Annotated in this window: 25 protein-coding genes; 18 read left to right on the top strand and 7 right to left on the bottom strand. The window is 65.6% G+C overall.

The genetic code is table 11. The features are described 5' to 3' along the window. Positions 1-121: 121 nt before the first annotated feature. The 4 genes from LH400_RS07185 to LH400_RS07170 all read right to left on the bottom strand — a co-directional run bounded on the left by LH400_RS07185 (position 122) and on the right by LH400_RS07170 (position 2,847). Positions 122-736: a cysteine hydrolase family protein gene (locus LH400_RS07185; RefSeq protein ID WP_229151989.1), complete on the bottom strand. Its 615-nt coding sequence runs from the start codon at positions 734-736 to the stop codon at positions 122-124. 213 nt (positions 737-949) lie between these two features. Next, positions 950-2,050, bottom strand: coding sequence for a YeeE/YedE family protein (locus LH400_RS07180; protein WP_229151988.1), 1,101 nt, complete (start codon positions 2,048-2,050; stop codon positions 950-952). A 129-nt stretch (positions 2,051-2,179) separates the two neighbouring features. After that, positions 2,180-2,524 carry an ArsR/SmtB family transcription factor gene (locus LH400_RS07175; protein ID WP_229151993.1) on the bottom strand — a complete coding sequence of 115 codons (345 nt, stop codon included), beginning with the start codon at positions 2,522-2,524 and terminating at the stop codon, positions 2,180-2,182. A 14-nt stretch (positions 2,525-2,538) separates the two neighbouring features. Then, the gene (locus tag LH400_RS07170) at positions 2,539-2,847 is read right to left on the bottom strand and encodes a thioredoxin domain-containing protein (protein ID WP_229151987.1); all 309 of its coding nucleotides are present in this window, start codon (positions 2,845-2,847) and stop codon (positions 2,539-2,541) included. Positions 2,848-3,042: 195 nt separating this feature from the next. Between LH400_RS07170 and LH400_RS07165 the strand changes: the two genes are divergently transcribed. The 11 genes from LH400_RS07165 (at position 3,043) to LH400_RS07115 (ending at position 11,933) form a co-directional block, all read left to right on the top strand. Next, positions 3,043-3,777 carry a cytochrome c biogenesis CcdA family protein gene (locus LH400_RS07165; RefSeq protein ID WP_229151986.1) on the top strand — a complete coding sequence of 245 codons (735 nt, stop codon included), beginning with the start codon at positions 3,043-3,045 and terminating at the stop codon, positions 3,775-3,777. A 35-nt stretch (positions 3,778-3,812) separates the two neighbouring features. Then, entirely contained in the window at positions 3,813-4,388 is a 576-nt protein-coding gene (locus LH400_RS07160) for a thioredoxin family protein (protein ID WP_229151985.1), read from the top strand. 245 nt (positions 4,389-4,633) lie between these two features. Next, complete coding sequence (soxX, locus tag LH400_RS07155; RefSeq protein ID WP_229151984.1) at positions 4,634-5,095, top strand: sulfur oxidation c-type cytochrome SoxX; 462 nt, start codon at positions 4,634-4,636, stop codon at positions 5,093-5,095. An 11-nt stretch (positions 5,096-5,106) separates the two neighbouring features. Continuing rightward, positions 5,107-5,565 (top strand): thiosulfate oxidation carrier protein SoxY, encoded by a 459-nt coding sequence (gene soxY / locus LH400_RS07150; RefSeq protein WP_229151983.1) that lies wholly within the window; start codon positions 5,107-5,109, stop codon positions 5,563-5,565. Between the two features lie 78 nt (positions 5,566-5,643). Next, entirely contained in the window at positions 5,644-5,970 is a 327-nt protein-coding gene (soxZ, locus tag LH400_RS07145) for a thiosulfate oxidation carrier complex protein SoxZ (RefSeq protein WP_229151982.1), read from the top strand. A gap of 48 nt (positions 5,971-6,018) precedes the next feature. Next, on the top strand, positions 6,019-6,885 hold the full coding sequence (gene soxA, locus LH400_RS07140) for a sulfur oxidation c-type cytochrome SoxA (protein ID WP_370638347.1): 867 nt from the start codon (positions 6,019-6,021) through the stop codon (positions 6,883-6,885). A 96-nt stretch (positions 6,886-6,981) separates the two neighbouring features. After that, the gene (gene soxB / locus LH400_RS07135) at positions 6,982-8,676 is read left to right on the top strand and encodes a thiosulfohydrolase SoxB (protein WP_229151981.1); all 1,695 of its coding nucleotides are present in this window, start codon (positions 6,982-6,984) and stop codon (positions 8,674-8,676) included. Between the two features lie 70 nt (positions 8,677-8,746). Continuing rightward, a complete protein-coding gene (gene soxC, locus LH400_RS07130; RefSeq protein WP_229151980.1) occupies positions 8,747-10,039 on the top strand; it encodes a sulfite dehydrogenase in 1,293 nt (430 codons plus the stop codon). After that, positions 10,023-10,787 carry a c-type cytochrome gene (locus LH400_RS07125; protein WP_229151979.1) on the top strand — a complete coding sequence of 255 codons (765 nt, stop codon included), beginning with the start codon at positions 10,023-10,025 and terminating at the stop codon, positions 10,785-10,787. Before soxC ends, LH400_RS07125 begins: the two co-directional genes overlap by 17 nt. A gap of 71 nt (positions 10,788-10,858) precedes the next feature. Beyond that, on the top strand, positions 10,859-11,407 hold the full coding sequence (locus LH400_RS07120) for a DsrE family protein (RefSeq protein ID WP_229151978.1): 549 nt from the start codon (positions 10,859-10,861) through the stop codon (positions 11,405-11,407). A gap of 112 nt (positions 11,408-11,519) precedes the next feature. Beyond that, entirely contained in the window at positions 11,520-11,933 is a 414-nt protein-coding gene (locus LH400_RS07115; RefSeq protein WP_229151977.1) for a DsrE family protein, read from the top strand. A gap of 124 nt (positions 11,934-12,057) precedes the next feature. On the opposite strand, the gene LH400_RS07110 is transcribed toward LH400_RS07115, so the two are convergent. From LH400_RS07110 to LH400_RS07100, 3 genes are read right to left on the bottom strand one after another with little or no spacing between them, the layout of a single operon-like run. After that, positions 12,058-12,612, bottom strand: coding sequence for an SIS domain-containing protein (locus LH400_RS07110; RefSeq protein ID WP_229151976.1), 555 nt, complete (start codon positions 12,610-12,612; stop codon positions 12,058-12,060). A 37-nt stretch (positions 12,613-12,649) separates the two neighbouring features. Next, the gene (gene rhaI / locus LH400_RS07105; RefSeq protein WP_229151975.1) at positions 12,650-13,948 is read right to left on the bottom strand and encodes an L-rhamnose catabolism isomerase; all 1,299 of its coding nucleotides are present in this window, start codon (positions 13,946-13,948) and stop codon (positions 12,650-12,652) included. A gap of 52 nt (positions 13,949-14,000) precedes the next feature. Beyond that, entirely contained in the window at positions 14,001-16,112 is a 2,112-nt protein-coding gene (locus tag LH400_RS07100; RefSeq protein WP_229151974.1) for a bifunctional rhamnulose-1-phosphate aldolase/short-chain dehydrogenase, read from the bottom strand. Between the two features lie 272 nt (positions 16,113-16,384). Between LH400_RS07100 and LH400_RS07095 the strand changes: the two genes are divergently transcribed. Genes LH400_RS07095 through LH400_RS07065 form a run of 7 tightly spaced genes read left to right on the top strand, consistent with a single transcriptional unit; the run spans position 16,385 to position 23,604 of the window. Continuing rightward, positions 16,385-17,188 (top strand): DeoR/GlpR family DNA-binding transcription regulator, encoded by an 804-nt coding sequence (locus LH400_RS07095; protein ID WP_229151973.1) that lies wholly within the window; start codon positions 16,385-16,387, stop codon positions 17,186-17,188. Beyond that, positions 17,178-17,537 carry an L-rhamnose mutarotase gene (locus LH400_RS07090; RefSeq protein ID WP_229151972.1) on the top strand — a complete coding sequence of 120 codons (360 nt, stop codon included), beginning with the start codon at positions 17,178-17,180 and terminating at the stop codon, positions 17,535-17,537. Before LH400_RS07095 ends, LH400_RS07090 begins: the two co-directional genes overlap by 11 nt. Positions 17,538-17,542: 5 nt before the next feature. After that, a complete protein-coding gene (locus LH400_RS07085) occupies positions 17,543-18,976 on the top strand; it encodes an FGGY-family carbohydrate kinase (protein ID WP_229151971.1) in 1,434 nt (477 codons plus the stop codon). 52 nt (positions 18,977-19,028) lie between these two features. Continuing rightward, positions 19,029-20,549: a sugar ABC transporter ATP-binding protein gene (locus LH400_RS07080; RefSeq protein ID WP_229151970.1), complete on the top strand. Its 1,521-nt coding sequence runs from the start codon at positions 19,029-19,031 to the stop codon at positions 20,547-20,549. Then, a complete protein-coding gene (locus LH400_RS07075; protein WP_229151969.1) occupies positions 20,546-21,496 on the top strand; it encodes an ABC transporter permease in 951 nt (316 codons plus the stop codon). Before LH400_RS07080 ends, LH400_RS07075 begins: the two co-directional genes overlap by 4 nt. A 14-nt stretch (positions 21,497-21,510) precedes the next feature. Then, positions 21,511-22,452, top strand: coding sequence for an ABC transporter permease (locus LH400_RS07070; RefSeq protein WP_229151968.1), 942 nt, complete (start codon positions 21,511-21,513; stop codon positions 22,450-22,452). Positions 22,453-22,500: 48 nt separating this feature from the next. Further along, positions 22,501-23,604 carry an autoinducer 2 ABC transporter substrate-binding protein gene (locus LH400_RS07065; RefSeq protein ID WP_229151967.1) on the top strand — a complete coding sequence of 368 codons (1,104 nt, stop codon included), beginning with the start codon at positions 22,501-22,503 and terminating at the stop codon, positions 23,602-23,604. Positions 23,605-23,658 lie beyond the last annotated feature (54 nt).

The raw sequence follows: 23,658 nt of genomic DNA, 5'->3' as shown, positions 1-23,658 counted from the left end.
AAAAGTGTTACCCATGTCTCCGGTACGAAGTGTCACCTATGTCTCAGGTCGGGCACGGCACTGGTCGGCTCACCTCAGCCGCGAAACCGCGTAGGCCGCACCGCCGCCAGCCGCTCCCGTTTCACACTTCCGACCAGGCGGCCAGGATCGCGTCCGCGTCGACCAGTTCCACCTGATGACTGAAGCGGCTGGCATAGACGGTCATCAGCGCATCGTGCGTCTCGTCGGCCGAACTGCAGAGAGCATCCTTGACGAGGAGTATCCGGAAGCCACGATCCATGGCGTCGAAGACGGCCGCGAGCACGCAGACATCGGTCTCGGCGCCCGTTATGATCAACGTGTCCGTCTCGCGCCGACGCAGGATATCCATCAGCTCAGGCCGGTAGAAGGGCGAGTAGACCGGCTTGTCGACCACCGTTGCAGGAGGAACCAGCCGGGCAAGAGAGGGCACGAGGTCGAGAAGGTGAGGATCGACCTCGGCGCGGGTGAACTGGTGCCAGCGTTTGAAGTATTTGCGCCAGGCTCCTGAGACATCCTGCGGCCGGTCCGGCGGAATGAAGCGCGTGAAGATCGTGTCTGCGGTATGGCGCGATGCGATCTCTTCCACCACCGGCAGGACGCGCGGCATCCAGGGCGTCTTCCATTCCGTGTCGTCGGCGAAGACGTTCTGCATGTCGACGCACAGATGAATCGTATTCGGGGCGAGAGGCCCGTGAGGCAGGGCATGGTTCGTCATCCCGCCTCAACTCCCACGCGTTGCTTCGGTTCAAACAGCCGCGAAAACATTGATTGCCTGGCTGTCGTCGCCTTCGCAGGAATAGGTTCGTTGACCGGAAGCTGCGTGGTGTAGCACCCGCGCTCCCGTGAGCAGAGCGACGGCATCAGCCGAGGGAAGGTGAGCGACATGCGGAGTTGTCTGGGGGAGGCCCCGATCGATCCCGCGCAAGCCTCAGAGGCTGCTCGCACCGTCATGCGTGCGCACGAAAGCGCATCGGATGGAGCCTTCCAGGATGTAGGCAAGCCCGAGCCGCGCTCCGATGGCGATCGCGACGAGGACGATGGGTGCCGAGATCGTCAAGAGGGACGCCGCGGAGATGCCCTGGCCGATCGTGCAGCCGAGGGAGAAGACTCCGCCGATCCCCATGAGCATGGCGCCCACCATGTGCCGCGCGAGTTCTCGCGCGTCGTCGCAGGCTTCCCAGCGGACCTCGCGCTTCTGCCAGGCGGCCGCCGCCGCGCCGGCGACGACGCCGAGGACGAGCCCGACGCCGTAGCCGGGGAGGGAGCCTGTGAAGGCGATCAGATGGAGAAGCAGGTCGCCCGGGGGAACGACGAAGGAGGCGCTCTCCACCCGGACCGGCGCGAAGGATCGTGAGGCCAGGAACGCGGTTGCGAGCCAGCCGAAGGCCACGGCCGAGCCGATGGCCGTGCCGGCGACGATCCGGCCGCGTTCCCGGCGAAACGCGGGCGAGGCGAAGATCCAGCCTGCGAGCGCGATCGCGACGACGATCGTGACGAGGAGCGTGAGATCCCGGCCGGTCGTGACGGAAGCGAGCGAGCCGAGGGTCTGATCGGGGGAGCCGAACCGGCCGAGGTCGATCGCCTGCCTGTCGACGATCGCGACGCGGCCGACGGCGAGGATGCCGCGCTGGGTCGCCAGCGCGGCGAGGCCGAGCACGAGGACCACGACCAGCCCGCGCAGCGAGCCGCCGCCGAGGCGCACGAGTGCGCCGAACCCGCAGGTTCCGACGAGCGCCATGCCGAAGCCGAAGGCGAGGCCGCCGAGGATTGCGCCCGACCAGCCGAAGGACGGCGTCAGATAGAAGCTGTCCTGCGGATCGAACAGGCCGAGGCTGACGATCGCCCGGGTCAGCACGATCGCGACGAGGATCGCCAGCGCCCAGGTCCTGATGCCGGTGTTGTCGTCCGCATACCAGCGGCGTTCGAGCGCCGACATCGTGCAGAAGTAATGGCGGCGGGCGAAATAGCCCATGACAAGTCCGGCCAGAAGTCCGGCCAGAAGCGGCGCATAGCCGCTTTCGATGATCATGTCGGTGCCCTCCCGGGCGTCTCTAACGGACGCTCCTTGCAAGAAAGCTACGCCGCAGGACGTGTCACCGCAACTCTCTTCCTGCCGGCGGGACGTCGCCCCATTACCCGGCAGGATCGGCCAATGACCTCAGCTTCCGCGCACGGGCGCGCAGAACAGCTGGTAGAGCGTCCCGATCAGGCTCGTCACCTGATCGTTCGCGAGCGAATAGTAGATCGTCCGGCCCTCGCGCCTGGTCGTCACCAGCCGGTCGAAGCGGAGCCGGGCAAGCTGCTGCGACACGGCCGCCTGCGGCATCGACAGGATGTCCTCGATCTCACCGACCGAGCGTTCTCCCTCGGAGAGGAGGCACAGGATCACGAGGCGCGTCTCGTGCGACATCGCCTTCAGAAGGTCGCTTGCCTTCTTCGCCTGCTCGAAGAACTTTTCGGCTTCTTCCTTCGAGACACCGCGGTCGAACCGCGGGATCGACATGCGGGGCAATTGGTTCAATTCGAGTGCCCGCCCGCAGGAGTGGTTTCATCGTCGGGTAGTTTCGCCAGCATGTCGTCGAGCAGACTCCAGAAGAATTGGTCGCCAGGATAGCCTCGCAGACGCGCGATCTCCAACCCGCGATCGGTCAGGATGAATGTAGGCGTCAGCCTTTCCTTGCGAATGCCCTCAAGGTCCGCCGGCCAAGGCCGGGTGATGTCGATCCGTCGCAGCGGCGCACGTCGCCCCTCGACCGTATTGGGATAGGCGGGTGCGATCTCCTCGTCGAAGCGCTTGCACCAGGGACAGCCCGGCTTTTCCAGCATCAGAAGCTCGGCGCCGCTTGCGGCAGACGGGAGGCCGAGAAGCGGCGTCGCGGCCAGCGCAGCCAAGCCGCTTCGGGAGATGCAGTTGCCAATCCATAGAAACATATGCATTCTTGTATTTATAAGTTGCCGGCAGCGGTTTGGCGAGACCCGCGGCGCGTCGAAAAACCATACTCGCTAGTGGAAACGTCCGACATGCTGGAAGTGGGTTATGGCGCGGCCTTGCTGGCGGGTATCCTGTCCTTCGTGTCGCCATGCGTCCTGCCGATCGTGCCGCCCTATCTCGCCTATCTCGCCGGGCTGAGCTTCGACCAGATGCGCGACAGCGGCGAGAGGCCGGTCGTGGCGCGCCGGGTCGTCCTGTCGGCGCTGGCCTTCGTTCTCGGCTTCTCCACCGTCTTCGTTGCCCTCGGTGCGACGGCGAGCGTGATCGGCCAGGCGGTGGCCGAATGGTTCGACATCCTCTCGATCGTCGCGGGCGTGATCATCATCGTGATGGGGCTGCATTTTCTCGGGGTTTTCCGGCTGGCGCTACTCTATCGCGAGGCCCGGATCGGCGTGGCGCAGAAGCCGGCGGGGCCGCTCGGCGCCTATGTGATCGGGCTTGCCTTCGCCTTCGGCTGGACTCCATGCGTGGGGCCGATCCTCGCCGCGATCCTGTTCATGGCGGGCTCGCAGGACACGGCACTTCGGGGAGCGGCGCTGCTGGCCACCTATTCGTTGGGCATCGGCATCCCGTTCCTGCTCGCCGCCGTCTTTGCCGCACGCTTCCTCGACTTCGCCGCCCGCTTCCGCAGGCACATGGGAACGATCGAGAAGGTCATGGGCGGGGCCCTGGTGCTGACCGGGCTGTTGTTCGTCACCGGACAGATGGCGACGATTTCCGCTTGGCTCTTGGAGACGTTTCCGGGCTTTGCCACGATCGGCTGAGGCGCCGTACGCTTCGCTAAAATGGGAGGAAGACCATGCTGAAAGCACTGGCATTCGCCGTCGGGCTCACCGCCATGGCGGCCGGCGCCGCGCCGGCCGCCGAACTCGGCGACGACGGGCTCCACAAGGAGGACTGGTTCCAGCTGACCTTTCGCGACGTTGGCGAGGATATCCGGGCGGCGGACGAAGAAGGCAAGCGCCTCGCCATCGTCTTCGAACAGCGCGGCTGCATCTATTGCAAGAAGATGCACGAGGAACTGCTGAGCGACCCGGAGGTGCGGGACTACATCCGCGCCAACTTCATGGTGGTCCAGTACAATCTCTTCGGCGACGAGGAGGTCACCGACCTCGACGGCAAGGCGCTGACGGAAAAGAGCGCAGCGCGGCGCTGGCATGTGGTGTTCACCCCGACGATCCTGTTCATGCCGGACAAGGTTCCGGACGGGGAGACGGCGGCCGACGCCGCAGTCGCGACCATGCCGGGCGCTTTCGGCAAGCAGACCTTCCTGCACATGTTCGAATGGGTGCGCGAGAAAGGCTACGACACCGACGAGCATTTCCAGAAGTACCACGCCCGCAAGCTCGCCGAGAGCGGCGGGACCGACGACTGAGCCCGGCCGGCGCACGGCGGCTCTCGCTGCACGGTCTTCGCTAGACGCATTTGCTCCGGATCGTCGGCCTCGGGAGAAGATCGCGCATCGGAGGAAGACGACCTTGTTGCAGTGCAATGCAGAGGACGCAGGTGCAATACATTCAAAAAAAAGAATACTTGCATCTTTCAGGAGCCGCCGATAGGCTTGCCTCAGACTCGAAACAGATCGGCCACAAAGGTCGGCAGGCGGAGGAACGATTGCTCATGCTGAGACCCATTGTGGTGGGATGTGCCTTGATCGTCTCGGGCTCGATCGCCGGGCAGGCTGCCGAGACGGCGCCAGCTTCCGTCTCCTTCGACGGCGGCGCGGTGAAGGAGACGGTGTCCGGTGGGCCGGGCGACCCTGCGGAAGGCCGCAAGGTCTTCGTCGATCGTGGCCTTGGCAACTGCCTTGCCTGTCACGCCAACAAGGACCTCTCCAAGGAGCAGTTCCACGGCAATGTCGGCCCTGCGGTGGATGGGGTGGCAGGCCGCTACGACGCGGCGCAGCTGCGGGCGATCGTGGTCAACGCCAAGAAGGTCTTCGGCCCGGAGACGGTGATGCCGGGCTTCTATACTCTCGATGTCGGAGTGGACGTCGCCGAAAAATTCAAGGGCAAGACGATCCTGTCGGCCGATCAGGTCGAGGATGTCGTCGCCTATCTGCGTACGCTGAAGGGCGAATGAGGAGGATGGCAATGGATCTGACGAGGCGACGGATACTCGGTTGGGCCGCGGGCGCGGCGACGTTCGGAGGTTTCGCGGTCCTGTCGGCGGGAGGCGCGAGAGCGACGCCCGAAGAGACCTCGAAGGTACTCTCCGACTTGACCGGCGGCAGTGAGCCCAAGAGCGGCAAGATTACTTTGACCGCGCCGGAGATCGCAGAGAACGGCAACACCGTTCCGATCTCCGTCGACGTCGACAGTCCCATGACCGAAGACGATCATGTGGTGTCGGTGACGATCCTGGCGGACGGCAATCCCAATCCGGGCGTTGCGACCTTTCACTTCACGCCGATGAGCGGTTCGGCCAGCGCCACGACGCGGATCAGGCTCGCCAAGACTCAGAACGTGATCGCGATCGCCAAGATGAGCGATGGCTCGACCTTCGTCGATAAGAAGGAGGTCAAGGTGACGATCGGCGGCTGCGGCGGCTGAGCGAGCCGAGACCCCTAAGCCATCAGGAAGATTGCGCCGCCGATCCCATCGGAGAGCGGCGCGGGAGGAGAACGAGATATGGCGACGCCCAGACCCCGCGTGAAGGTTCCCAAGACGGCTTCGGCCGGCGATGTCATCACGATCAAGACCTTGATCAGCCACGAGATGGAATCCGGCCAGCGTAAGGACAAGGACGGCAAGGTGATCCCGCGCGAGATCATCAACAAGTTCACCTGCGAGTTCAACGGCACGAAGGTGTTCGAATGCGAGCTGGAGCCGGCGGTTTCGGCGAACCCGTATTTCGAGTTCAGCGCCAAGGTCCCCGAGAGCGGAACCTTCAAGTTCATCTGGGTGGACGACAACGGTTCGACCTACACCGACGAGCAGAAGATCACGGTGAAGTAGACGCTGCTCCGGTCCGTTGCTTGTCGCCGTGTATGGGGAGGATACCGCGTGAGGAAGACTGCCATAGCTCTGTTGGGAGCACTGTCGCTGAGCCCGTTCGCACTGGCGACGGCGGCGAGCGCCGACCCGGTCGACGAGGAACTCGTGATCGACGGCCAGAAGATGATCACCGAAGCCCCGGCACCGAAGGTGCCGCCGGGCCATCCCTTCGACGAGGTCCTGTCCGGCTGGCTGTTCCGCGAGGCTGACACCCGCGCCATGGAGGTCGACAGCTTCGAGAACCCCGGCATGCTGAATGTCGAGCGCGGCGAGGAAATCTGGAACACCGTCGAAGGCGCGGCCGGCAAGTCATGTGCCACCTGCCACGGCGACGTGGCGGAGAGCATGAAGGACGTCGGCGCGCACTATCCGAAGTGGAACGCGAAGGCCGGCAAGCCCTTCAATCTGGAACTCCAGATCAACCAGTGCCGCACCGAACAGATGAAGGCCGAGCCGTATAAGTTCGATGCCCAGGATCAGAAGGATCTGACGGCTTACATCAAGCACCAGTCGCTCGGCATTCCGGTGAAGATCGATCTGTCGGCTGGACAGATGATGGACTGGTGGAAGAAGGGTCATGACCGGTACTATCTGCGCACCGGCCAATTGAACCTGTCCTGCGCCTCCTGTCACGAGAAGAACGCCGACCACTACATTCGGGCGGACCATCTCAGCCAGGGCCAGACCAACGGTTTCCCGACCTATCGGCTGAAGCAGGGCAATCTCGTTTCGCTGCACAACCGTTTCCGCGGCTGCATCCGCGACACACGGGCCGAGCAGCCGAAGGCGTTTTCCGACGAGCTGATGGCGCTGGAGGTCTACACCGCCTGGCGGGGCGAAGGCCTTTCGGTGGAAACGCCGGCAGTCCGCCAGTAGCAGGCGGGAGGATGCCCGAAGAGGCATCCCCCGCATCCCGTTCGAACTTCACAGTAACGCCCGGTCCGCTTGACGCGGGCCGGGGAGGGAAGCATCATGGTCTCACGACGCGAATTCCTCTCGGCGACGGTTGCGCTCGGCGCTCTGACCGGATCCGGTCTTGCCAGCCGCTGGTCGCGCGCAGCGGCGCAGCAGAGACTGACCGAGGACAGCCTTCTCGCCGTCCCCGACTTCGGCAATCTGACCATCCTCCATGTCACCGACATCCACGCCCAGCTCGTTCCGGTCTATTTCCGCGAGCCGGCGGTCAATGTCGGGGTCGGCGAGGTCGCGGGGCTGCCGCCGCATGTCACGGGGGCGGACTTCCTCAAGCTCTACCACATCGAGCCTGGCTCGCCGGAAGCCTACGCCCTGACATCGGAAGACTTCGCCGCTCTCGCGCGCCAATACGGCAAGATGGGCGGGCTTGACCGGATCGCGACGATCGTCAGGCGCACGCGCACCGAGCGCGGCGACGGCAATGTGTTGCTCCTCGACGGTGGTGATACCTGGCAGGGCAGCTATACCGCGAACAAGACCGCCGGCGCCGACATGATCGAGGCGATGAACCTCCTGAAGCCGGACGCGATGACCGGCCATTGGGAGTTCACCTACGGTACCGAGCGGGTGAACGAGGCCATCGCGGCGCTGTCATTTCCCTTCCTCGGCTCGAACATCTTCGACAGTGAGTGGAACGAGCCCGCCTTCGACGCATGGAAGATGATCGAGCGCGGCGGGGCGAAAATCGCCGTCATCGGGCAGGCCTTTCCCTATACGCCGATCGCCAACCCATCCTGGATGATCCCCGGCTGGTCCTTCGGCATCAGGGACGAGGAAATCGCCAGGCATGTCGCCGAGGCGCGGGAGGCGGGGGCCGATCTGGTCGTTCTGCTCTCGCACAACGGGTTTGATGTCGACCGCAAGCTTGCCTCCCGCGTCGAGGGGATCGACATCATCCTCACCGGTCATACCCATGACGCCCTGCCGGAGCCGGTCAAGGTCGGCCGGACGATGCTGATCGCCTCGGGATCGAACGGCAAATTCGTCAGCCGCCTCGACCTCGATGTCGGTGCCGGAGGGCTCAAGGGCTTCAAATATCGCCTGATCCCCGTCTTCTCGGACGTCATTTCGTCCGATCCGGAGATGGCTTCGACGATCGAGCAACTGCGCGCGCCCTATGGCGACGAGTTGAAGCGGGTGATCGGCCACACCGACGGCCTTCTCTACCGCCGCGGCAATTTCAACGGCACATGGGACGATCTCATCTGCGATGCGCTGCTTCAGGAGCGCGATGCCGAGATCGCCCTGTCGCCGGGCTTCCGCTGGGGCACCTCGCTGCCGGCCGGGAGCGACATCACGGTGGAAGATCTCCACAATGCCTGCGCGATGACCTATCCGGCTGCCTACCGCAACACCATGAGCGGCGAGATGCTGAAAGCCGTTCTGGAGGATGTCGCCGACAATCTCTTCAACGCGGATCCCTATTATCAGCAGGGCGGCGACATGGTGCGCGTCGGTGGCGTCGGTTTCGGGATCGATCCGACGAAGAGCATTGGCTCACGGATTTCCGACATGACCATCCTGAAGACGAAGGCGCCGATCGAGGGCGGCCGGGACTATGTCGTCGCGGGCTGGGCTTCGATCAACGAAGAGACCGAGGGTCCCGCGATCTGGGACGTAGTTGAGGGCTATCTGAAGGGCCACCCCACCGTTTCGCCGCGCGATAATCGGGCGGTCATGGTGAAGTCATGAGGGGAACCCGCTGGACAGGCCGTTTCGGCTCAAATACATTCAAAAAAACATATGTAATGGGAGCGATCGGATGACCGACGAGACAAAGGGCGGCGGACGGGCCGCTTCGCGCCGCGGCTTCCTGAAGGGCGGTCTGGTGCTCGGCGGCGCGGCCGCCGCGGCTTTGACATCATCCGGGCGCGGCGTTGCCGGCGAGGCCGGCGATCCTGCGATCACCGAGATCAAGGACTGGAACCGCTATCTCGGCCCGGGCGTCGATGCGAGCCCCTATGGCAAGCCGTCGCAATACGAGGCTGAGGTCGTGCGCCGCAACGTTCCCTGGCTGACGGCGGACGCTGCAAGCTCGGTCAATTTCACGCCGCTGCACGATCTCGACGGGATCATTACGCCGAACGGTCTCTGCTTCGAGCGTCACCATTCCGGTGTCGCGGAGATCGATCCGGCCGAGCATCGGCTGATGATCAACGGTCTGGTTGAGCGTCCGCTGGTCTTCACCATGGACGAGCTCAAGCGTTTCCCGAGGGAGAACCGCGTCTACTTCCTGGAATGTGCGGCCAATTCCGGCATGGAATGGCGCGGCGCCCAGCTGAACGGCTGCCAGTTCACGCACGGCATGGTCCATTGCGTCATGTATACCGGCACGCCGCTGCGCAATCTCCTGAACGAAGCCGGCATGAAGTCGTCCGGCAAATGGCTGTTGGCCGAGGGTGCCGATGCCGCCGCGATGACGCGGTCGATCCCGATGGAAAAGGCGCTCGACGACTGCCTCGTCGCCTGGAAGATGAACGGCGAGGCGCTGAGGCCGGAACAGGGATATCCCGTCCGCCTCGTCGTCCCTGGCTGGGAAGGCAATATGTGGGTGAAGTGGCTGCGCCGGCTGGAAGTCGGCGACGCGCCCTGGGAGCAGCGCGAGGAGACGTCGAAATACACCGACCTCATGCCGGACGGAAAAGCGCGCAAGTTCACCTGGATGATGGAGGTGAAGTCGGTCATCACCAATCCGAGCCCGCAGGCGCCGATCCGGCACGGCAAGGGCCGCACGGTTGTCTCCGGTCTCGCCTGGTCCGGCAATGGCAGGATCAAGCGCGTCGACGTCTCGCTCGATGGCGGCCGCAACTGGCACACGGCGCGCATCGACGGGCCGAGCCTGCCGCTCGCCGTCCACCGCTTCTACTACGACTTCGACTGGGACGGCTCGGAACTCCTGCTGCAGTCGCGGGCCATGGACGAGAAGGGCTTCGTCCAGCCGACCAAGAACGAGCTGCGAGCCGTGCGCGGTACCAACTCCATCTACCACAACAACGGCATCCAGACCTGGCAGCTGAAATCCGACGGAGCGCTCGAGAATGTCGAAGTTTCCTAAGGTTCGCCCGATCGCCGGAATCCTCGGCGCCGCGTTGGCGCTCGCCGCGGGCGCCGGCATCGCCGCCGGACAATCCGATCCGGCCGTGATCAAGCCGGACGCCAACCCCGCCGCAGCCGCAAGCGAAGAAAAGTCCGGGGCGCCCTTCGGGCTCGGCCGGTCGGCGACCGCCGAGGAAATCGCGGCCTGGGACATCGACGTCAGGCCCGACGGAAAGGGCCTGCCGGTCGGCCGCGGGTCGGTGTCCGAAGGGGAGCAGATCTTCACCGACAACTGCGCGAGCTGCCACGGCGATTTCGGCGAGGGGCGCGACCGCTGGCCGGAACTTGCCGGCGGGTTCGACACCTTGACCCGCGAGCGTCCGGTGAAGACCGTCGGCTCCTACTGGCCGTATCTGTCGACCGTCTACGACTACGTCCATCGGGCAATGCCCTTCGGCAATGCGCGGTCGCTCTCCAACGACGACGTCTACGCACTGACCGCCTATGTCCTCTACCTGAACGACATCGTGACGGACGAGGACTTCGAGCTCTCCAACGAGAACTTCACCTCGGTGAAGATGCCGAATGCCGAGGACTTCATTCCGGACGACCGCGCGGAAGAGCAGCACTACAAGGACGACGCCGATCCGTGCATGACCGACTGCAAGCCCGCACCGGTGACGGTGACGATGCATGCGCAGGTTCTCGACGTCACCCCGGATGCCGGAGGCAAGGAAGAGGGCCCGGCCGGCGGAAACGTCGACTGACGCCCCGGCCGACCGGCCCTGTGACAATACGGCTTCGCGCCCCGGCGGGCCGCAGATGAAGGGAAGATCTCATGCGGATGTTCATCGGCGCGGTCGCCGCGCTCGCCGTCTCCTCGACCCAGGCGGTCGCGGGTCCGACGGACTCCTCGTCCTTCGATCCCGTGCACTACGAGGCGCAGAAGGCGCTTTACGACTTCGACTTCGACAATCCGGCGGACGGCGAGCGCGCGCTGGGCTTCATCCGCAACCATATTGCGGCGGCCAAGGAATTCGGCAACTTCGAGAATTCGAAATTCGTCGTGGTCGCGCATGGCAACGAGCTGAACGCCTTCTCCCGGCTCAACCGGTCAGCCTTTCCCGACGTCTACAAGCATGTGAAGGAGCTGGCGGACCAGGGCGTCGAGTTCCACATCTGCCGCAATGCCGCGCGGAGCCGCGGCTACCAGCCAGACGAATTCTACGACCTCTTCAAGGTCGTTCCGGCCGCCGTCATCGACATCGCGAAATACGAGAACCAGGGCTATAGCTACATCTACCCGGTCGTGACGCACAAAATGTCGCGTCAGGACATGGTCAAGGCGCATCCGGAACTGGAGTTCGAGATGGATGACCCGGAGTAGGTCTGTGGCAAGGCGGTCATCGAAGTTCTGTTGGTCGGCGGCGCGGTCCGCGACCGCCGCTGCCTGTCTATCGGCGGCCGCGGCCATCGCGTCACTGACGGCAATCTGTGTCGTGCCGGCCTTTGCGCAGGAGACGGGCGAGGGGGAACTCGCTTTCGCCGAGCACAAGCTCGCGCTGCAGGTATCCGACAACGACGAGGCGGCGATGCGCTCGGCGCTCGACATCGCCGCCAACGTCTCCCGTTTCTATTCGGACAAGGCCGAGGGGGTCGATATCCGGATCGTCGTCTATGGCCCGGGGATGGCCATGCTGCGGCCGGACCGCTCGCCAGTGATGGAACGTCTCGCGGCCTTCGACCAGAGCATGCCCAACGTTCGCTTCGCCGCCTGCGGAAACACGCTGGACACGTTGGAGCACAAGGAGGGCAAGCGGCCACAGATCGTGCCCTATGCCGAGGTGGTTCCCGCAGGGGTCGCCGAACTGATGCGACTGCACGAAGACGGCTACACGATCGTCAAGCCGTAGCGTCGATCAGGCGACATGCCCTTACCGGAGCGATCCGATTCCCTGTGAGGCCGGCACCGACGGCCTCCGCGGCGATGCCCGGTCGAGCCACGCCTGCGACAACCGCCGACAGATGCGATCGCCGTCATTCCATATTGGTGTGATTGCTCCGCATCGTCTCCGGCGAGACGGCCATGACGTCGCGCAGCTTGAGCACCATCACCTCGAAAAGAACGAAGAGCGCCCCCTCGTAGAGCGAGCCCATGGGCAGGACGGAGGTCGCCGAGGCGCCGCGATCGTCGGCCATGGTCTGGGCGGGAACCGTCAGCACGAAATCGGCGAGTTCGGCGCAGCGCCCGCCCGGCTGGGCGGTGACGAAGAGGATCTTCGCGCCGTCCCGCTTGGCGACGCCCATCAGGGCGAGGGCGGTGGAGATTTCGCCCGGGCCGACGGAGACGACGAAGAGGTCGCCCTCTTCGAGCGCCGGCATGGTCATGTCGCCGACGACGCCGACATCGCAGCCGAGATGGAAGAGCCGCATGGCGAAGCCCTTGATCTGCAGCCCCTCGCGCCCGCCGGCATAGGTGCCGATGCGCCGCGCACCCGCGATCATCCGGCAGGCTTCATCGACGGCAGTGTCGTCGATCCTGTCCATGACCGCGCCGAGTTCGGCAAGCGCCGTGCGATAGAGATCGCTCATGGTTCGGTGTCCTCCAGGCAGGGGCAGATTTAAGGGCTCAGACGATGCCGCCGCCCGAACCCTTGGTGGCGGGGCGCTCGGCTGCGACCTTGTTGCGATAGCCGCTCGCGCGGTAAGCCGCGATCGGATCGATCGCGCCGCCATCGAGGAGCCGGGCCCGGGCCAGGATCGGCGTCACATCGGTGCGGAAGGCCTGCTTCAGGCACTCGGATGCCATGATCGCGTCGTTCTCGTCCTGATGGTTTCGCAAGGCGGCGCGGTCGACCAGAAGCGCCTGCGCATAAGCCCGCCGGATCTCGCCGGACGAGCGGATCAGGCTCTCGATCGGATCGGTGACGTTGTGGGACTGGTCGATCATGTGGGCCGGACGCAGCCGCTCGAGCACGTCGCCGGCCTCGACCAGCTCGTTGAAGACGAGGAAGAGGCGGAACGGATCGATCGAGCCGGCGTCGAGATCGTCGTCGCCATATCTGGCGTCGTTGAAATGGAAGCCGCCGAGCTTCTTCGCGAAGATCAGGCGGGAGACGATCTGCTCGATGTTCACGTTCGGCGCGTGGTGGCCGAGATCGACGAGACAGAAGGCCTTTTCCCCCAGTTCCCGCGCGATCAGGAGATTGGTGCCCCAATCCTGCACGACTGTCGAGTAGAAGGCGGGCTCGAACATCTTGTGCTCGGTGAAGAGCCGCCAGTCCTCGGGGAGCCCCGCGTAGATCGTCTTCGCCGCTTCCAGATAGCGCTCGAAGCTGCGCGAGAGGTCGACCTGACCGGGAAAGTTCGAGCCGTCGCCGATCCACACGGTGATCGCCGTCGAGCCGACCCCCTTGCCGAATTCGACGACGTCGAGATTGTGCTCCACCGCCTGGGCGCGCACGGCCGGGTCGGCATGGCTGAGGGAGCCGAACTTGTAGGAAAGCGGCTGTTCGGGATCGTCGGGATGATCCTGGAAGGTGTTGGAATTCATCGCGTCGAAGGAGAGGCCGAGGCTGGCGGCCTTGTCTCTCAGCGCCCCCGGATCGGCACGGTCCCAGGGAATATGCAGCGAGACGGCGGGCGTCGCGCGTCCGAGCTGGTGGATCACCGCGCAGTCGTCGAGCTTTTCCATGATTCCGCGCGGCTCGCCGGGGCCGGGAAATCGGGCAAAGCGTGTGCCGCCGGTGCCGACGCCCCAGGAGGGGACCGCGACGGTGAAGGCGCGGACTTTCTCCACGACGGCGTCGATCGCGATACCGCGTCGCCCGAAGCTCTCTGCGAGCGCCGCGAAATCGGCCTCGAAGCCGGCGCGCCGCCCGGCATTGTCGGCCTCGACGACTTCCTGGTCGATCAGCTTTTCGGTCATGGCCTTCTCCTCCCAGATCGGCCGGTATCAAGACTGGTCCTCTGACGCGGGTTCAGCGCGTGAAGGACTGGGCGTTGCCGGCATCGACATTGATGATGTTGCCGGTCGACTTCGCCGAAGCGTCGCCGGCGAGGAACGCGACGGCCTCGGCGACGTCCGCCGGCAGCACCGAGCGCTTCAGCATGGAGCGCTTGCGGTAGTGCTCCTCCAGATCGTCCGGCGCCATGTTGTAGGCGGCGGCGCGTTGCTCGCGCCATTCGCCGGTCCAGATCTTCGAGCCTTGGAGCACGGCATCCGGATTGACCACGTTGACCCTGATGCCCGCCTCGGCGCCTTCGAGGGCGAGGCAGCGGGCAAGGTGAATCTCCGCCGCCTTGGCGGTGCAATAGGCGGCGGCGCCCGGCGAGGCGGCGAGGCCGTTCTTCGAGGCGATGAAGACCACCGCGCCGCCGAGCTGCTGGCGCCGGAAAAGGCGGAAGGCCTCGCGCGAGACGAGGAAGTAACCGGTCGCGAGGATGTCGATGTTGCGGTTCCACATCGAGAGCTCGGTCGTCTCGATCGGCGCGGAGGACGAAATCCCGGCATTGGAGACGAGGATGTCGCCACCGCCATATTCCACGGCCATGCCGGCAAAGCCCTCCGCGACGGCGGCCTCGTCCGTCACGTCGAGCATGACCGTGCGGACCATGTCGGCGCCGTAGCGCCCGGCGAGATCCGCCTTTGCCCGGTCGAGCGCCTCGGCGTCGATGTCCGCGAGGACGACGCAGGCGCCGTCGGTGGCGAGTCGCTCGGCGGTCGCGCGGCCGATGCCGCCACCGCCCCCGGTGATGAAGGCGACGCGGCCGGCGAGCGATTTCGGCTTCGGCATGCGCTGGAGCTTGGCTTCCTCGAGCAGCCAGTATTCGATGTCGAAGGCCTCCTGTTCGGGCAGGCCGCGATAGGTTCCGATCGCCTCGGCGCCGCGCATGACGTTGATGGCGTTGACGTAGAACTCGCCGGCGATCCGCGCCGTCGCCTTGTCCTTCGCGAAGGTGATCATGCCGACGCCGGGCACGAGATAGACGACCGGGTTCGGATCGCGCATCGCCGGGCTGTCGTCGTGGCGGCAGCTCTCGTAATAGCGGGTGTAGTCGGCGCGGTAGGCGGCGATCGCCTCGTCGAGCCCGGAGAGCACCGTTTCGATCCCGCCGCTTTCCGCGTCGAACGGAAGGACCAGCGGCCGGATCTTGGTGCGCAGGAAATGGTCGGGGCACGAAGTGCCGAGCGGGGCAAGCTTGCCAAGGTCATGCGAGCCGACGAAGTCGAGCACGACTTCGCTGTCGTCGAAATGGCCGATCTTGCGCTCGTCCCGTCCGATGCGGGCGCGGATCTCCGGCATCAGCTGCGCCGCGACCGCACGCCGTGCACGGGCGTCGAGCGGGGCCTGCCGCAGGCCGCCGAAGGGCGCGCGCCCTGCCGTCTTCTCCTCCAGAAAGGCGATCGCCTTGTTAATGATCCGCAGCGTCGTCTCATAGCACTCGCGGGCCGTCTCGCCCCAGGTGAAGAGCCCGTGGCTTTCGAGGACCACGCCATTGGCGTCCCGGTTTTCGCGGGCGAAGGCGGACAGGTCGAGACCGAGCTGGAAGCCCGGCCGGCGCCAGGGCAGCCAGCCGATTTCGTCGCCGTAGATCTCCCGCGTCATCTCGCGGCTGTTGTCGCTCGCCGCGATCGCGATCACCGCGTCCGGGTGCATGTGGTCGACATGCGTATAGGGCAGATAGGCGTGCAGCGGCGTGTCGATCGAAGCCGCGCGCGGATTGACGGCGAAGGTGCAGTGCGGCAGGTAGCCGACCATCTCGTCCTCGAGCTCCGGCCCGCGATACAGCCCCTTCAGCGCTTCCAGTCTGTCCTGGTAGAGCGTCGCGAAACCGTCGCGCTTCATCGTCCCGACGTCGCCGCCAGAGCCCTTCACCCAGAGCACCGTCACGTCCCGCCCGGTGAGCGGATCCTTCTCGACCACCTTCGCCGAAGTGTTGCCCCCGCCGTAATTGGTGATCCGCTTGTCGGCGCCGAGGAGGTTCGAGCGGTAGAGCAGACGCCCCGCCTCGTCGAGCGTCTCGGCATGAGCTTCGTCCCAGAGGGAGGGCAGGAGATTGGAACCGCTCGACTGCGGAGGTGTCGCCATGATCGATCTCGCTTCGGCTTTCGCGGGGCGTCGGAACAACCGGACATGACGGTTGTGGACCCGCCGACTGCAATCCAGCCGCTTGCGGCGCCGCATCGAGACTCCGGCCACCGCCGACTGGTTTCGGTTCCAGCATTGGTCAAAACCGCCCGCACGTCAATCAATACGATCATAATCGATCATGTTGCAATGCGGTATGCGCGGACTTGATCGGAAATGATTGACAACTGCCGACCCTTCGATCAGCATTCTCGACTGGGAGAAACACCAAGATGCACGAACGCGAGAGACAGAGGATCATCCTCTCAGTCGTTCAGGCCCGCTCGGTCGCCACCGTGCAGGAACTGTCGCGGCTGACCGAGGCCTCGGAGGCGACGACGCGCCGGGACATCGCGGCGCTCGCCCTGCAGAAGAAGCTGAAGCGGGTCCGCGGCGGTGCGGAAGCCTTGAAGGCGGCAGCCTTCGGCGAAATTTCGAGCCTTCCCTTCGAGACCGCGCGCACGATCAACGAAAGCGAGAAGCGCGCGATCGCACGCGAGGCTGCCAGGCTCTGCGAGGATGGCGATGCCATCATCCTCAATGGCGGCACGACGACCTTCCAGATGGTGCATCACTTCGCCGGCGCGCGGCTCCAGGTGCTGACCAATTCCTTTTCGATCGCCAATCACCTGATCGATCACTCGGAATGCACGGTGATGCTGCCGGCGGGCGCGATCTACCGCGACCAGGCGCTCATCCTGTCCCCGTTCGAGAACGACGGCATCGCGCATTTCCGGGCGCGGCGGATGTTCATGGGCGCGCAGGGCATATCCTCCTACGGCATCGCCGAGACCGATCCCCTGATCATCCAGTCCGAACAGCGGCTGATGCGCCAGGCGGACGAACTCGTCCTGCTCGTCGATTCCTCGAAGTTCCACAAACCCTCGAGCATGATCATCGCACCGCTCGAACGCGCCGACGTCCTGATCACCGATGAAGGGATCACCGACAAGGACGCCGCGATGGTGGAGGCGGCGGGCGTGAAGCTGGTCGCGGTGGCGCTTTCCCAGCAAGGGAGCGAGCGCGATGTTGCCTGACGAGACGCCTGAGGCCGGCGGAGCGGGCCAGGCGGTCGAGCGCATCGCCTTTCGCATGCGGCTGCTTCCGGGCTACGCCGACGAGTATCGCAGACGCCATGACGAGATCTGGCCCGAGCTTGTCGAACTTCTGCGCCACGCCGGGGTCCGCGACTACGCCATCTATCTCGACCCGGAGACGAATGCGCTCTTCGCCGTTCTCGATCGCCGCCGCAACCATGGCATGGACGCCTTGCCGGACCACCCGGTGATGCGCCGCTGGTGGGCGATGATGGCCGACATCATGGAGGTCGAGGCCGATCAGGCGCCGGTCACCGTCCCCCTCCAGCCGATGTTCCGGATGGAGTGACCCCGATGGAAGACTCGGTCCGCAACGTCGCCGTCATCGACATCGGCAAGACCAACGCCAAGGTCGTGCTCTACGATCTCGGCCGGCGCTGCGAGGTCTCGGCGCACACGATGCCGAACCGGGTGGTCGCGACCGGGCCCTATCCGCATTTCGATACAGACGCCCTGTGGACCTTCATCCTGGCGTCGCTCGCCGAATTGTCGCGGGACAATTGCGTCGACGCCGTCTCGGTAACCACCCATGGCGCCTCGATCGCCCTCGTTTCCGGGGAAGACTTGGCGCTGCCGGTGATGGACTATGAATTCCCGCTCGATCCCAAGACGCTCGCCGACTACCGCGCCGTTCGCCCGGATTTTTGCGAGACGCAGTCGCCGGCGCTGCCGGACGGGCTGAATGTCGGGGCACAGCTCTACTATCTCGAGCGGCATTTTCCGGGCCAGTTCGCCTCGGCCTCGATGCTCACTTATCCGCAGTATTGGGCCTTCAGGCTCTGCGGGGTCGCGGCCTGCGAGGTCACGCAGCTCGGCGCCCACACCGACCTCTGGTGTCCGTCGCAAGGACGTCTCTCCTCGCTCTGCGACGATCGAGGATGGACCGAGGGCTTCGCCCCGCTGCGCTCGGCTTTCGACCGGCTGGGCGATCTGAAGCCGGAGATCGTCGCGGCGATGGGCGCCGCCGGCCCGATCCCCGTCTTCTGCGGGATCCACGATTCCAACGCCTCGCTCCTGCCGTATCTGATGGGCCGCAAGGGCGCCTTCACCGTCGTCTCCACCGGCACCTGGGCGATCGTCTTCGCCATCGGCGGACGGGCGACGGCTCTCGATCCGGAACGGGACACTCTCGCAAATGTCGACGCCTTCGGACGACCGGTTCCTTCGGCGCGCTTCATGGCGGGGCGCGAATTCGCGGCGATGGCGGGCGAGGAGCCTGGCGAGGCGGACCACGAGGCAGCCGAAGCCGTGATCGCCGCGGGCGTCATGGCCCTGCCGAGCTTCGTGCGGGGAACCGGACCCTTTCCCCAGCGGGCGGGTGAATGGACGGTGGACCCGGCCGGCCTCTCGCAGGCCGAGCGGACCGCCGCGGCGAGCCTGGCCCTCGCGCTCACGACGACGGTCTGCCTCGATCTCGTCGGGGCAGAGGGACCGGTCATCGTCGAGGGGCCCTTCGCCCGCAACGGCGTCTACTGCGACGCTCTCTCCGCGCTGGCCGGGCGTCCCGTCGAGGCGAAGCCCGGCCTGTCGGGCACGGCCGCCGGCGCAGCGCTGCTCGCGCTGGGAACGGCGGATGCCTCGGCTGTCGCGGGCGCAGGCAGCGAAGCGGAAGCCACGGCGGCAAAGCCCATCCGCGGCCTCGCCGCCTATGCGGAGCGGTGGCGAAGCCATGTGGAGGAGACCGGACGCGATGAGATGCCGGCAAGGACATTGGGGGCGCTGAAGTGACACCGCATCCGGGGGGCGCTTGCGGCGCGACGGACGAACGGACGGGGCGGCGATGACGCCGATCCTCGAACTCAAGAACATCTCCAAGGCCTTCGGACCGGTCGAGGTTCTGACCGGCGTCGATTTCGACCTTTACGCGGGCGAGGTCCACGCCCTCATGGGCGAGAACGGTGCCGGCAAGTCGACGATGATCCGGATCGCCGCGGGCGATCACCGCGCCGACCAGGGAGAAATTTGGCTCGACGGCAAGCCGCGCCGCTTTGCCGGCCCGCGCGAGGCGCAGGCAGAGGGCATCGCGGTCGTGCACCAGGAACTTCTGCTCTTTCCGGCCTTGAGCGTCGCCGAGAACGTCTTTCTCGGCCACCAGCCGAAGACGAGCGCCGGCCTCGTCGACTGGGGGCGCATGCGAAGCGAAGCCCGCGAACTCCTCGATCGGCTCGACTGTCCCGATCTCGACGTCGACCAGCGGGTTTCGAGGCTTTCCGTCGCCGACCGCCAGCGCGTCGAGATCGCGCGCGCCCTGTCGCGCAATGCGCGCGTTCTGATCATGGACGAGCCGACGGCGGCGCTAGCCGAGGCCGATGTCAAGCGGCTTCTGGAAGTCGTGCGACGGCTGCGAGCCGACGGCGTCGGCATCGTCTACGTCTCGCACCGGATGAACGAGATCTTCGAGATCGCGGACCGCGTGACCGTCCTTCGCGACGGCAAGTCGATCGGCACGAAGCCGGTCTCCGAGGTCAGCGAAGCGGCGCTCGTCTCGATGATGGTCGGCCGCGACATCCACCAGCTCTTTCCGAAGGAAGACATTCCGCGCGGCGAGACGCGGCTGGAGGTGCGCGACCTGTCGCTTTCCGGCGTCGTCGAGAACATCTCCTTCGATCTTCATGCCGGCGAGATCCTCGGCATCGCCGGGCTCGTCGGCTCGGGCCGGACCGAGCTCGCCCAGACGATCTTCGGCGTGACGCCCGCGACCGCCGGAAAGATCCTGATCGATGGCGAGCCGAAGACGATTTCCAGCGTGCGCGAGGCGATCGCCGCCGGCATCGCCTACGTCCCCGAAGATCGCGGGACCCATGGGCTGGTGCGGGCGCAGCCCCTGCGCGAGAACGTCACCATGGCGATCCTCGACCGGCTGACGAAGTTCACGGTCGTCGACACGCGCCGGGAGCAGGGCATGGCGACCGATGCGATCGCGCGGTTCTCGATCAGGGCGCGGGACGCGCGCCAGCGCGTCGGGCAGCTGTCGGGCGGCAACCAGCAGAAGGTCGTGCTGGCCAAGTGGCTGGCGACCAACCCGAAGATCCTCATCCTCGACGAGCCGACCCGCGGCATCGACATCGGCGCCAAGACCGAGATCCACCGGCTGATGGGCGAACTAGCCAGGAGGGGCCTCGCCATCCTGATGATCTCCAGCGAACTGCCCGAGGTGCTCGGCATGAGCGACCGGATCCTCGTCATGCGGGAGGGTCGGCTGGCGGCGATCGTCGAGCGCAAGGACGCGACGCCGGACGCCGTCGGTGCGGCGATGATGCAGGGTCGGCGGGCGCCGGCGCGTGCGGAGGCGGCACGATGAAGCGAGGCCTCTCCCGCACGCTCGGCTCGCTCGGCCAGGAGATCCTGCTCGTCGTCGTCATCCTGGCGCTCTTTGCCTTCGTCGGGGCGTATAACGCCCGCTTCCTGTCGCAGCACAATCTGACCAGCATCTTCGTCGGCAATGCCTATATCGCGGTCGCGGCGATCGGCATGTCGCTGGTGATCATCTCGGGCAATATCGACGTGTCGATCGGTGCGCTGATCGGCGTTCTCGCCGTCATTTCCGGCCTGCTCGCGACCAATGGCTATCCAATCTGGCTCGCCTGGCTCGCGCCGCTCGTGCTCGGCGCGGCAATCAACACGCTCGTCGGCTGCCTCATCGCCTACGCGAAAGTGCCGTCGATCATCGCGACGCTGGCGATGCTCTCGATCCTGTCGGGCGGGCTGATCACCTTCACCGGCGGGCGCTGGATCAGCGGCCTGCCGGCCGGTTATCAGCTGGCGCAGTTCCGGCTCCTCGATGTTCCGTCGCCGGTCTGGTTCATGATCGGCATGACGATCCTCGCCGCCTTCCTCATGCGCTATACCGCCTTCGGCCGGACGATCTACGCGGTCGGCAGCAACCCGGAAGCCGCGCGGGCGAGCGGCATCGGCTACGAGGCGACGGTGGTAAAGGTCTTCGCCATTCACGGCGCCATTGCCGGCGTCGCTTCGGTGCTGTTCGCGACCCAGCTCCAGGTCATCCAGTCGACGACGCCGATCGGCCTCGAACTCGTCATCATCACCGCATCCGTGGTCGGCGGCGTCTCGATCCTCGGCGGCGTCGGCACGGTGTTCGGCTCGACGCTGGCGGCGATCCTCTTCGCCGCGATCGGCTCCTCGCTGATCTTCCTCAACGTCTCCGCCTACTGGCTGCGGGCGGTGCAGGGTGTCCTGATCCTTGCGACCGTCCTGGCCGACATGGCGCGTCGCCGGCGAACCGGTTGAGGGGAGATGGGGTCATGACACGCATTCTGATCCGGCACGAAGCGATCCTCGCCATCCTCTTCGTCGTCGCGCTGTTCGCGATGGCGTCGCAGTCCGACCGTTTCCTGACGACGGCCAATCTGCTCAACCAGGCCCGGCTGATGACCGAGGTCGGGCTCATCGCGATCCCGATGACTTTCGTCATCGTCACCGGCGGGATCGATTTGTCGGTCGGCTCGATCCTCGGGCTTTGCGCCATCCTCGTCGGCGTCTTCTGGCAGAATGCAGGCCTGCCGCTGCCGGCTGCGATCATCCTCTCGCTCCTTGCCGGGACGCTCGCGGGCTTCGCCAACGGTATCATCGTCACCCGCTTCCGGGTGCCGCCGCTCATCGCGACGCTGGCGACCCTCGCCCTTTATCGCGGGCTGGCAGAGGGCATCAGCCAGGCCCGCTCCGTGCGCGGCTATCCGGACTGGTTCGCGCAGCTCGGGCAGGGGGAGTTCCTCGGCATCCCGACGCAGCTCTGGCTGTTCGCTCTCGTCGCCCTGATCGGCATCTTCATCCTGCGCTTCACCACCTTCGGGCGGACCACCTACGCGATCGGCAACAACGAAGCCGCGGCGGAGTTTTCGGGGCTCGCGGTCGAACGGACCAAGCTTCTCATCTACACCGCCTCCGGCTTCGTCTCGGCTCTCGCCGCGATCGTCTTCGTCTCGCGCGTCTCGACCACCCGCTCGGACATGGGCACGGGCATCGAGCTCGAAGTAATCACCGCCGTCGTCCTTGGCGGCACCTCGATCTTCGGCGGGCGCGGCATGGTGATTGGCACGCTGATCGGCCTTTGTCTCATGCAGATCCTTCAGAACGGCCTGTCGCTTTCGGGCGTGCGGGGCGACGGAACCACCGTCGTCATCGGCGCGGTCCTGATCGTCGCCGTCCTGATCAGCAATGTCCTCAGCCGCTTCTCGAGCGACTGAGGATCGGGAGGGGCGCCTCGGAGCGCCAGAACAACAGGAGGAAATCTGATGAAACGTCTGATCACGGCGCTGCTTGGCGCAAGCCTGCTTTCCGCGCCGGCCTACGCGCAGTCGGCCTGGACCGGCGGCGATGACCAGCCGACCAACCCGCTCGCCTGCAGCGGCGAGTCCCCGGCGGCTGAGCCCGGCGAGTACAATGGCGGCACGCCGACCAATGCTCCCGACCGCAACGGCAAGACCATCAAGGTCGTCGACATTCCGAAGCTCGTCGGCGTCGGCTATTTCGCGAGCACCTCCTCGGGCATGGCGGAGGCGGCCAAGGAACTCGGCAATGTCGACGTCTCGACCGACGGTCCGACGCGGGCTAATATCGACGAACAGATCACCTTCATCGACAACTACATCACCTCGGGCGTCGACGGCATCCTCTTTGCCGCCAACGATCCGGTGGCGATCGCCCCGGTCCTGAAGAAGGCGCTCGAGGCCGGCATCAACGTCGTCGGCTATGACGCGGACGCCGAGGCCGATGCCCGCCAGTGGTTCGTCAACCAAGCACTGCCGAACGGCGTAGCGAAATCGATGATGGACCAACTCGCCTCGGAAATCGGCGAGGAGGGCAGCTTCGCCATCGTCACCTCGACCTTCACGACGCCGAACCAGGCGCGGTGGATCTCCGAGATGCAGGCCTATACCGAAAAGTGCCACCCGAAGCTGAAATTCCTGGAGACGGTGGAGGCCCAGGAGGACAACATCCTGTCCTTCAATCAGGCTCAGACGCTGATCAACAAATATGGCGACGAGCTGAAGGGCATTCTCGGCATGACGTCGGTCGCCACTCCTGCCGCCGCCGAGGCGGTCCAGCAGAACAGTCTCTGCGGCAAGGTCTCGGTCGTCGGGCTGGCGCTTCCCAATGCCATGAAGCCCTACATCAACTCCGACTGCATCAAGTCGACCATCCTCTGGAACACGGTCGATCTCGGCTATGCAGCGGTCGAGGTGATGCGGCAGGTGGCGGACGGCACGCTGAAGCCGGGCGACAAGACGGTCAAGGCCGGCCGGCTCGGCGAACTGCCGATCGTCAACCAGAGCCAGGTGCTGCTCGGCCAGCCGAAGGTCTTCACCAAGGCCGACATCAACGACTTCGACTTCTGAGGATGAACAAGGGCGGCGGGTTTGGCCCGCCGCCGATATCCCGCCGGCAGGTCG

The sequence above is a fragment of the Jiella soli genome, assembly GCF_020615385.1.
Taxonomy (GTDB): domain Bacteria; phylum Pseudomonadota; class Alphaproteobacteria; order Rhizobiales; family Rhizobiaceae; genus VKMB-3413.
Note: the sequence above shows the minus strand (reverse complement) of the source record. Positions and strands in the feature narration are given on the sequence as shown.

What these genes read in the sequence shown, in the direction of transcription:
- LH400_RS07185 (WP_229151989.1), bottom strand. Translation starts at nt 736, where the DNA reads ATGACGAACCATGCCCTGCCTCACGGGCCTCTCGCCCCGAATACGATT.
- soxB (WP_229151981.1), top strand. Translation starts at nt 6,982, where the DNA reads ATGGTCTCACGACGCGAATTCCTCTCGGCGACGGTTGCGCTCGGCGCT.
- LH400_RS07090 (WP_229151972.1), top strand. Translation starts at nt 17,178, where the DNA reads ATGTTGCCTGACGAGACGCCTGAGGCCGGCGGAGCGGGCCAGGCGGTC.
- LH400_RS07065 (WP_229151967.1), top strand. Translation starts at nt 22,501, where the DNA reads ATGAAACGTCTGATCACGGCGCTGCTTGGCGCAAGCCTGCTTTCCGCG.
- LH400_RS07160 (WP_229151985.1), top strand. Translation starts at nt 3,813, where the DNA reads ATGCTGAAAGCACTGGCATTCGCCGTCGGGCTCACCGCCATGGCGGCC.
- soxC (WP_229151980.1), top strand. Translation starts at nt 8,747, where the DNA reads ATGACCGACGAGACAAAGGGCGGCGGACGGGCCGCTTCGCGCCGCGGC.
- LH400_RS07165 (WP_229151986.1), top strand. Translation starts at nt 3,043, where the DNA reads ATGCTGGAAGTGGGTTATGGCGCGGCCTTGCTGGCGGGTATCCTGTCC.
- LH400_RS07070 (WP_229151968.1), top strand. Translation starts at nt 21,511, where the DNA reads ATGACACGCATTCTGATCCGGCACGAAGCGATCCTCGCCATCCTCTTC.
- LH400_RS07080 (WP_229151970.1), top strand. Translation starts at nt 19,029, where the DNA reads ATGACGCCGATCCTCGAACTCAAGAACATCTCCAAGGCCTTCGGACCG.
- LH400_RS07075 (WP_229151969.1), top strand. Translation starts at nt 20,546, where the DNA reads ATGAAGCGAGGCCTCTCCCGCACGCTCGGCTCGCTCGGCCAGGAGATC.
- LH400_RS07100 (WP_229151974.1), bottom strand. Translation starts at nt 16,112, where the DNA reads ATGGCGACACCTCCGCAGTCGAGCGGTTCCAATCTCCTGCCCTCCCTC.
- LH400_RS07095 (WP_229151973.1), top strand. Translation starts at nt 16,385, where the DNA reads ATGCACGAACGCGAGAGACAGAGGATCATCCTCTCAGTCGTTCAGGCC.
- LH400_RS07170 (WP_229151987.1), bottom strand. Translation starts at nt 2,847, where the DNA reads ATGCTGGAAAAGCCGGGCTGTCCCTGGTGCAAGCGCTTCGACGAGGAG.
- LH400_RS07085 (WP_229151971.1), top strand. Translation starts at nt 17,543, where the DNA reads ATGGAAGACTCGGTCCGCAACGTCGCCGTCATCGACATCGGCAAGACC.
- LH400_RS07120 (WP_229151978.1), top strand. Translation starts at nt 10,859, where the DNA reads ATGCGGATGTTCATCGGCGCGGTCGCCGCGCTCGCCGTCTCCTCGACC.
- LH400_RS07175 (WP_229151993.1), bottom strand. Translation starts at nt 2,524, where the DNA reads ATGTCGATCCCGCGGTTCGACCGCGGTGTCTCGAAGGAAGAAGCCGAA.
- soxY (WP_229151983.1), top strand. Translation starts at nt 5,107, where the DNA reads ATGGATCTGACGAGGCGACGGATACTCGGTTGGGCCGCGGGCGCGGCG.
- LH400_RS07180 (WP_229151988.1), bottom strand. Translation starts at nt 2,050, where the DNA reads ATGATCATCGAAAGCGGCTATGCGCCGCTTCTGGCCGGACTTCTGGCC.
- rhaI (WP_229151975.1), bottom strand. Translation starts at nt 13,948, where the DNA reads ATGACCGAAAAGCTGATCGACCAGGAAGTCGTCGAGGCCGACAATGCC.
- LH400_RS07125 (WP_229151979.1), top strand. Translation starts at nt 10,023, where the DNA reads ATGTCGAAGTTTCCTAAGGTTCGCCCGATCGCCGGAATCCTCGGCGCC.
- soxZ (WP_229151982.1), top strand. Translation starts at nt 5,644, where the DNA reads ATGGCGACGCCCAGACCCCGCGTGAAGGTTCCCAAGACGGCTTCGGCC.
- soxX (WP_229151984.1), top strand. Translation starts at nt 4,634, where the DNA reads ATGCTGAGACCCATTGTGGTGGGATGTGCCTTGATCGTCTCGGGCTCG.
- LH400_RS07110 (WP_229151976.1), bottom strand. Translation starts at nt 12,612, where the DNA reads ATGAGCGATCTCTATCGCACGGCGCTTGCCGAACTCGGCGCGGTCATG.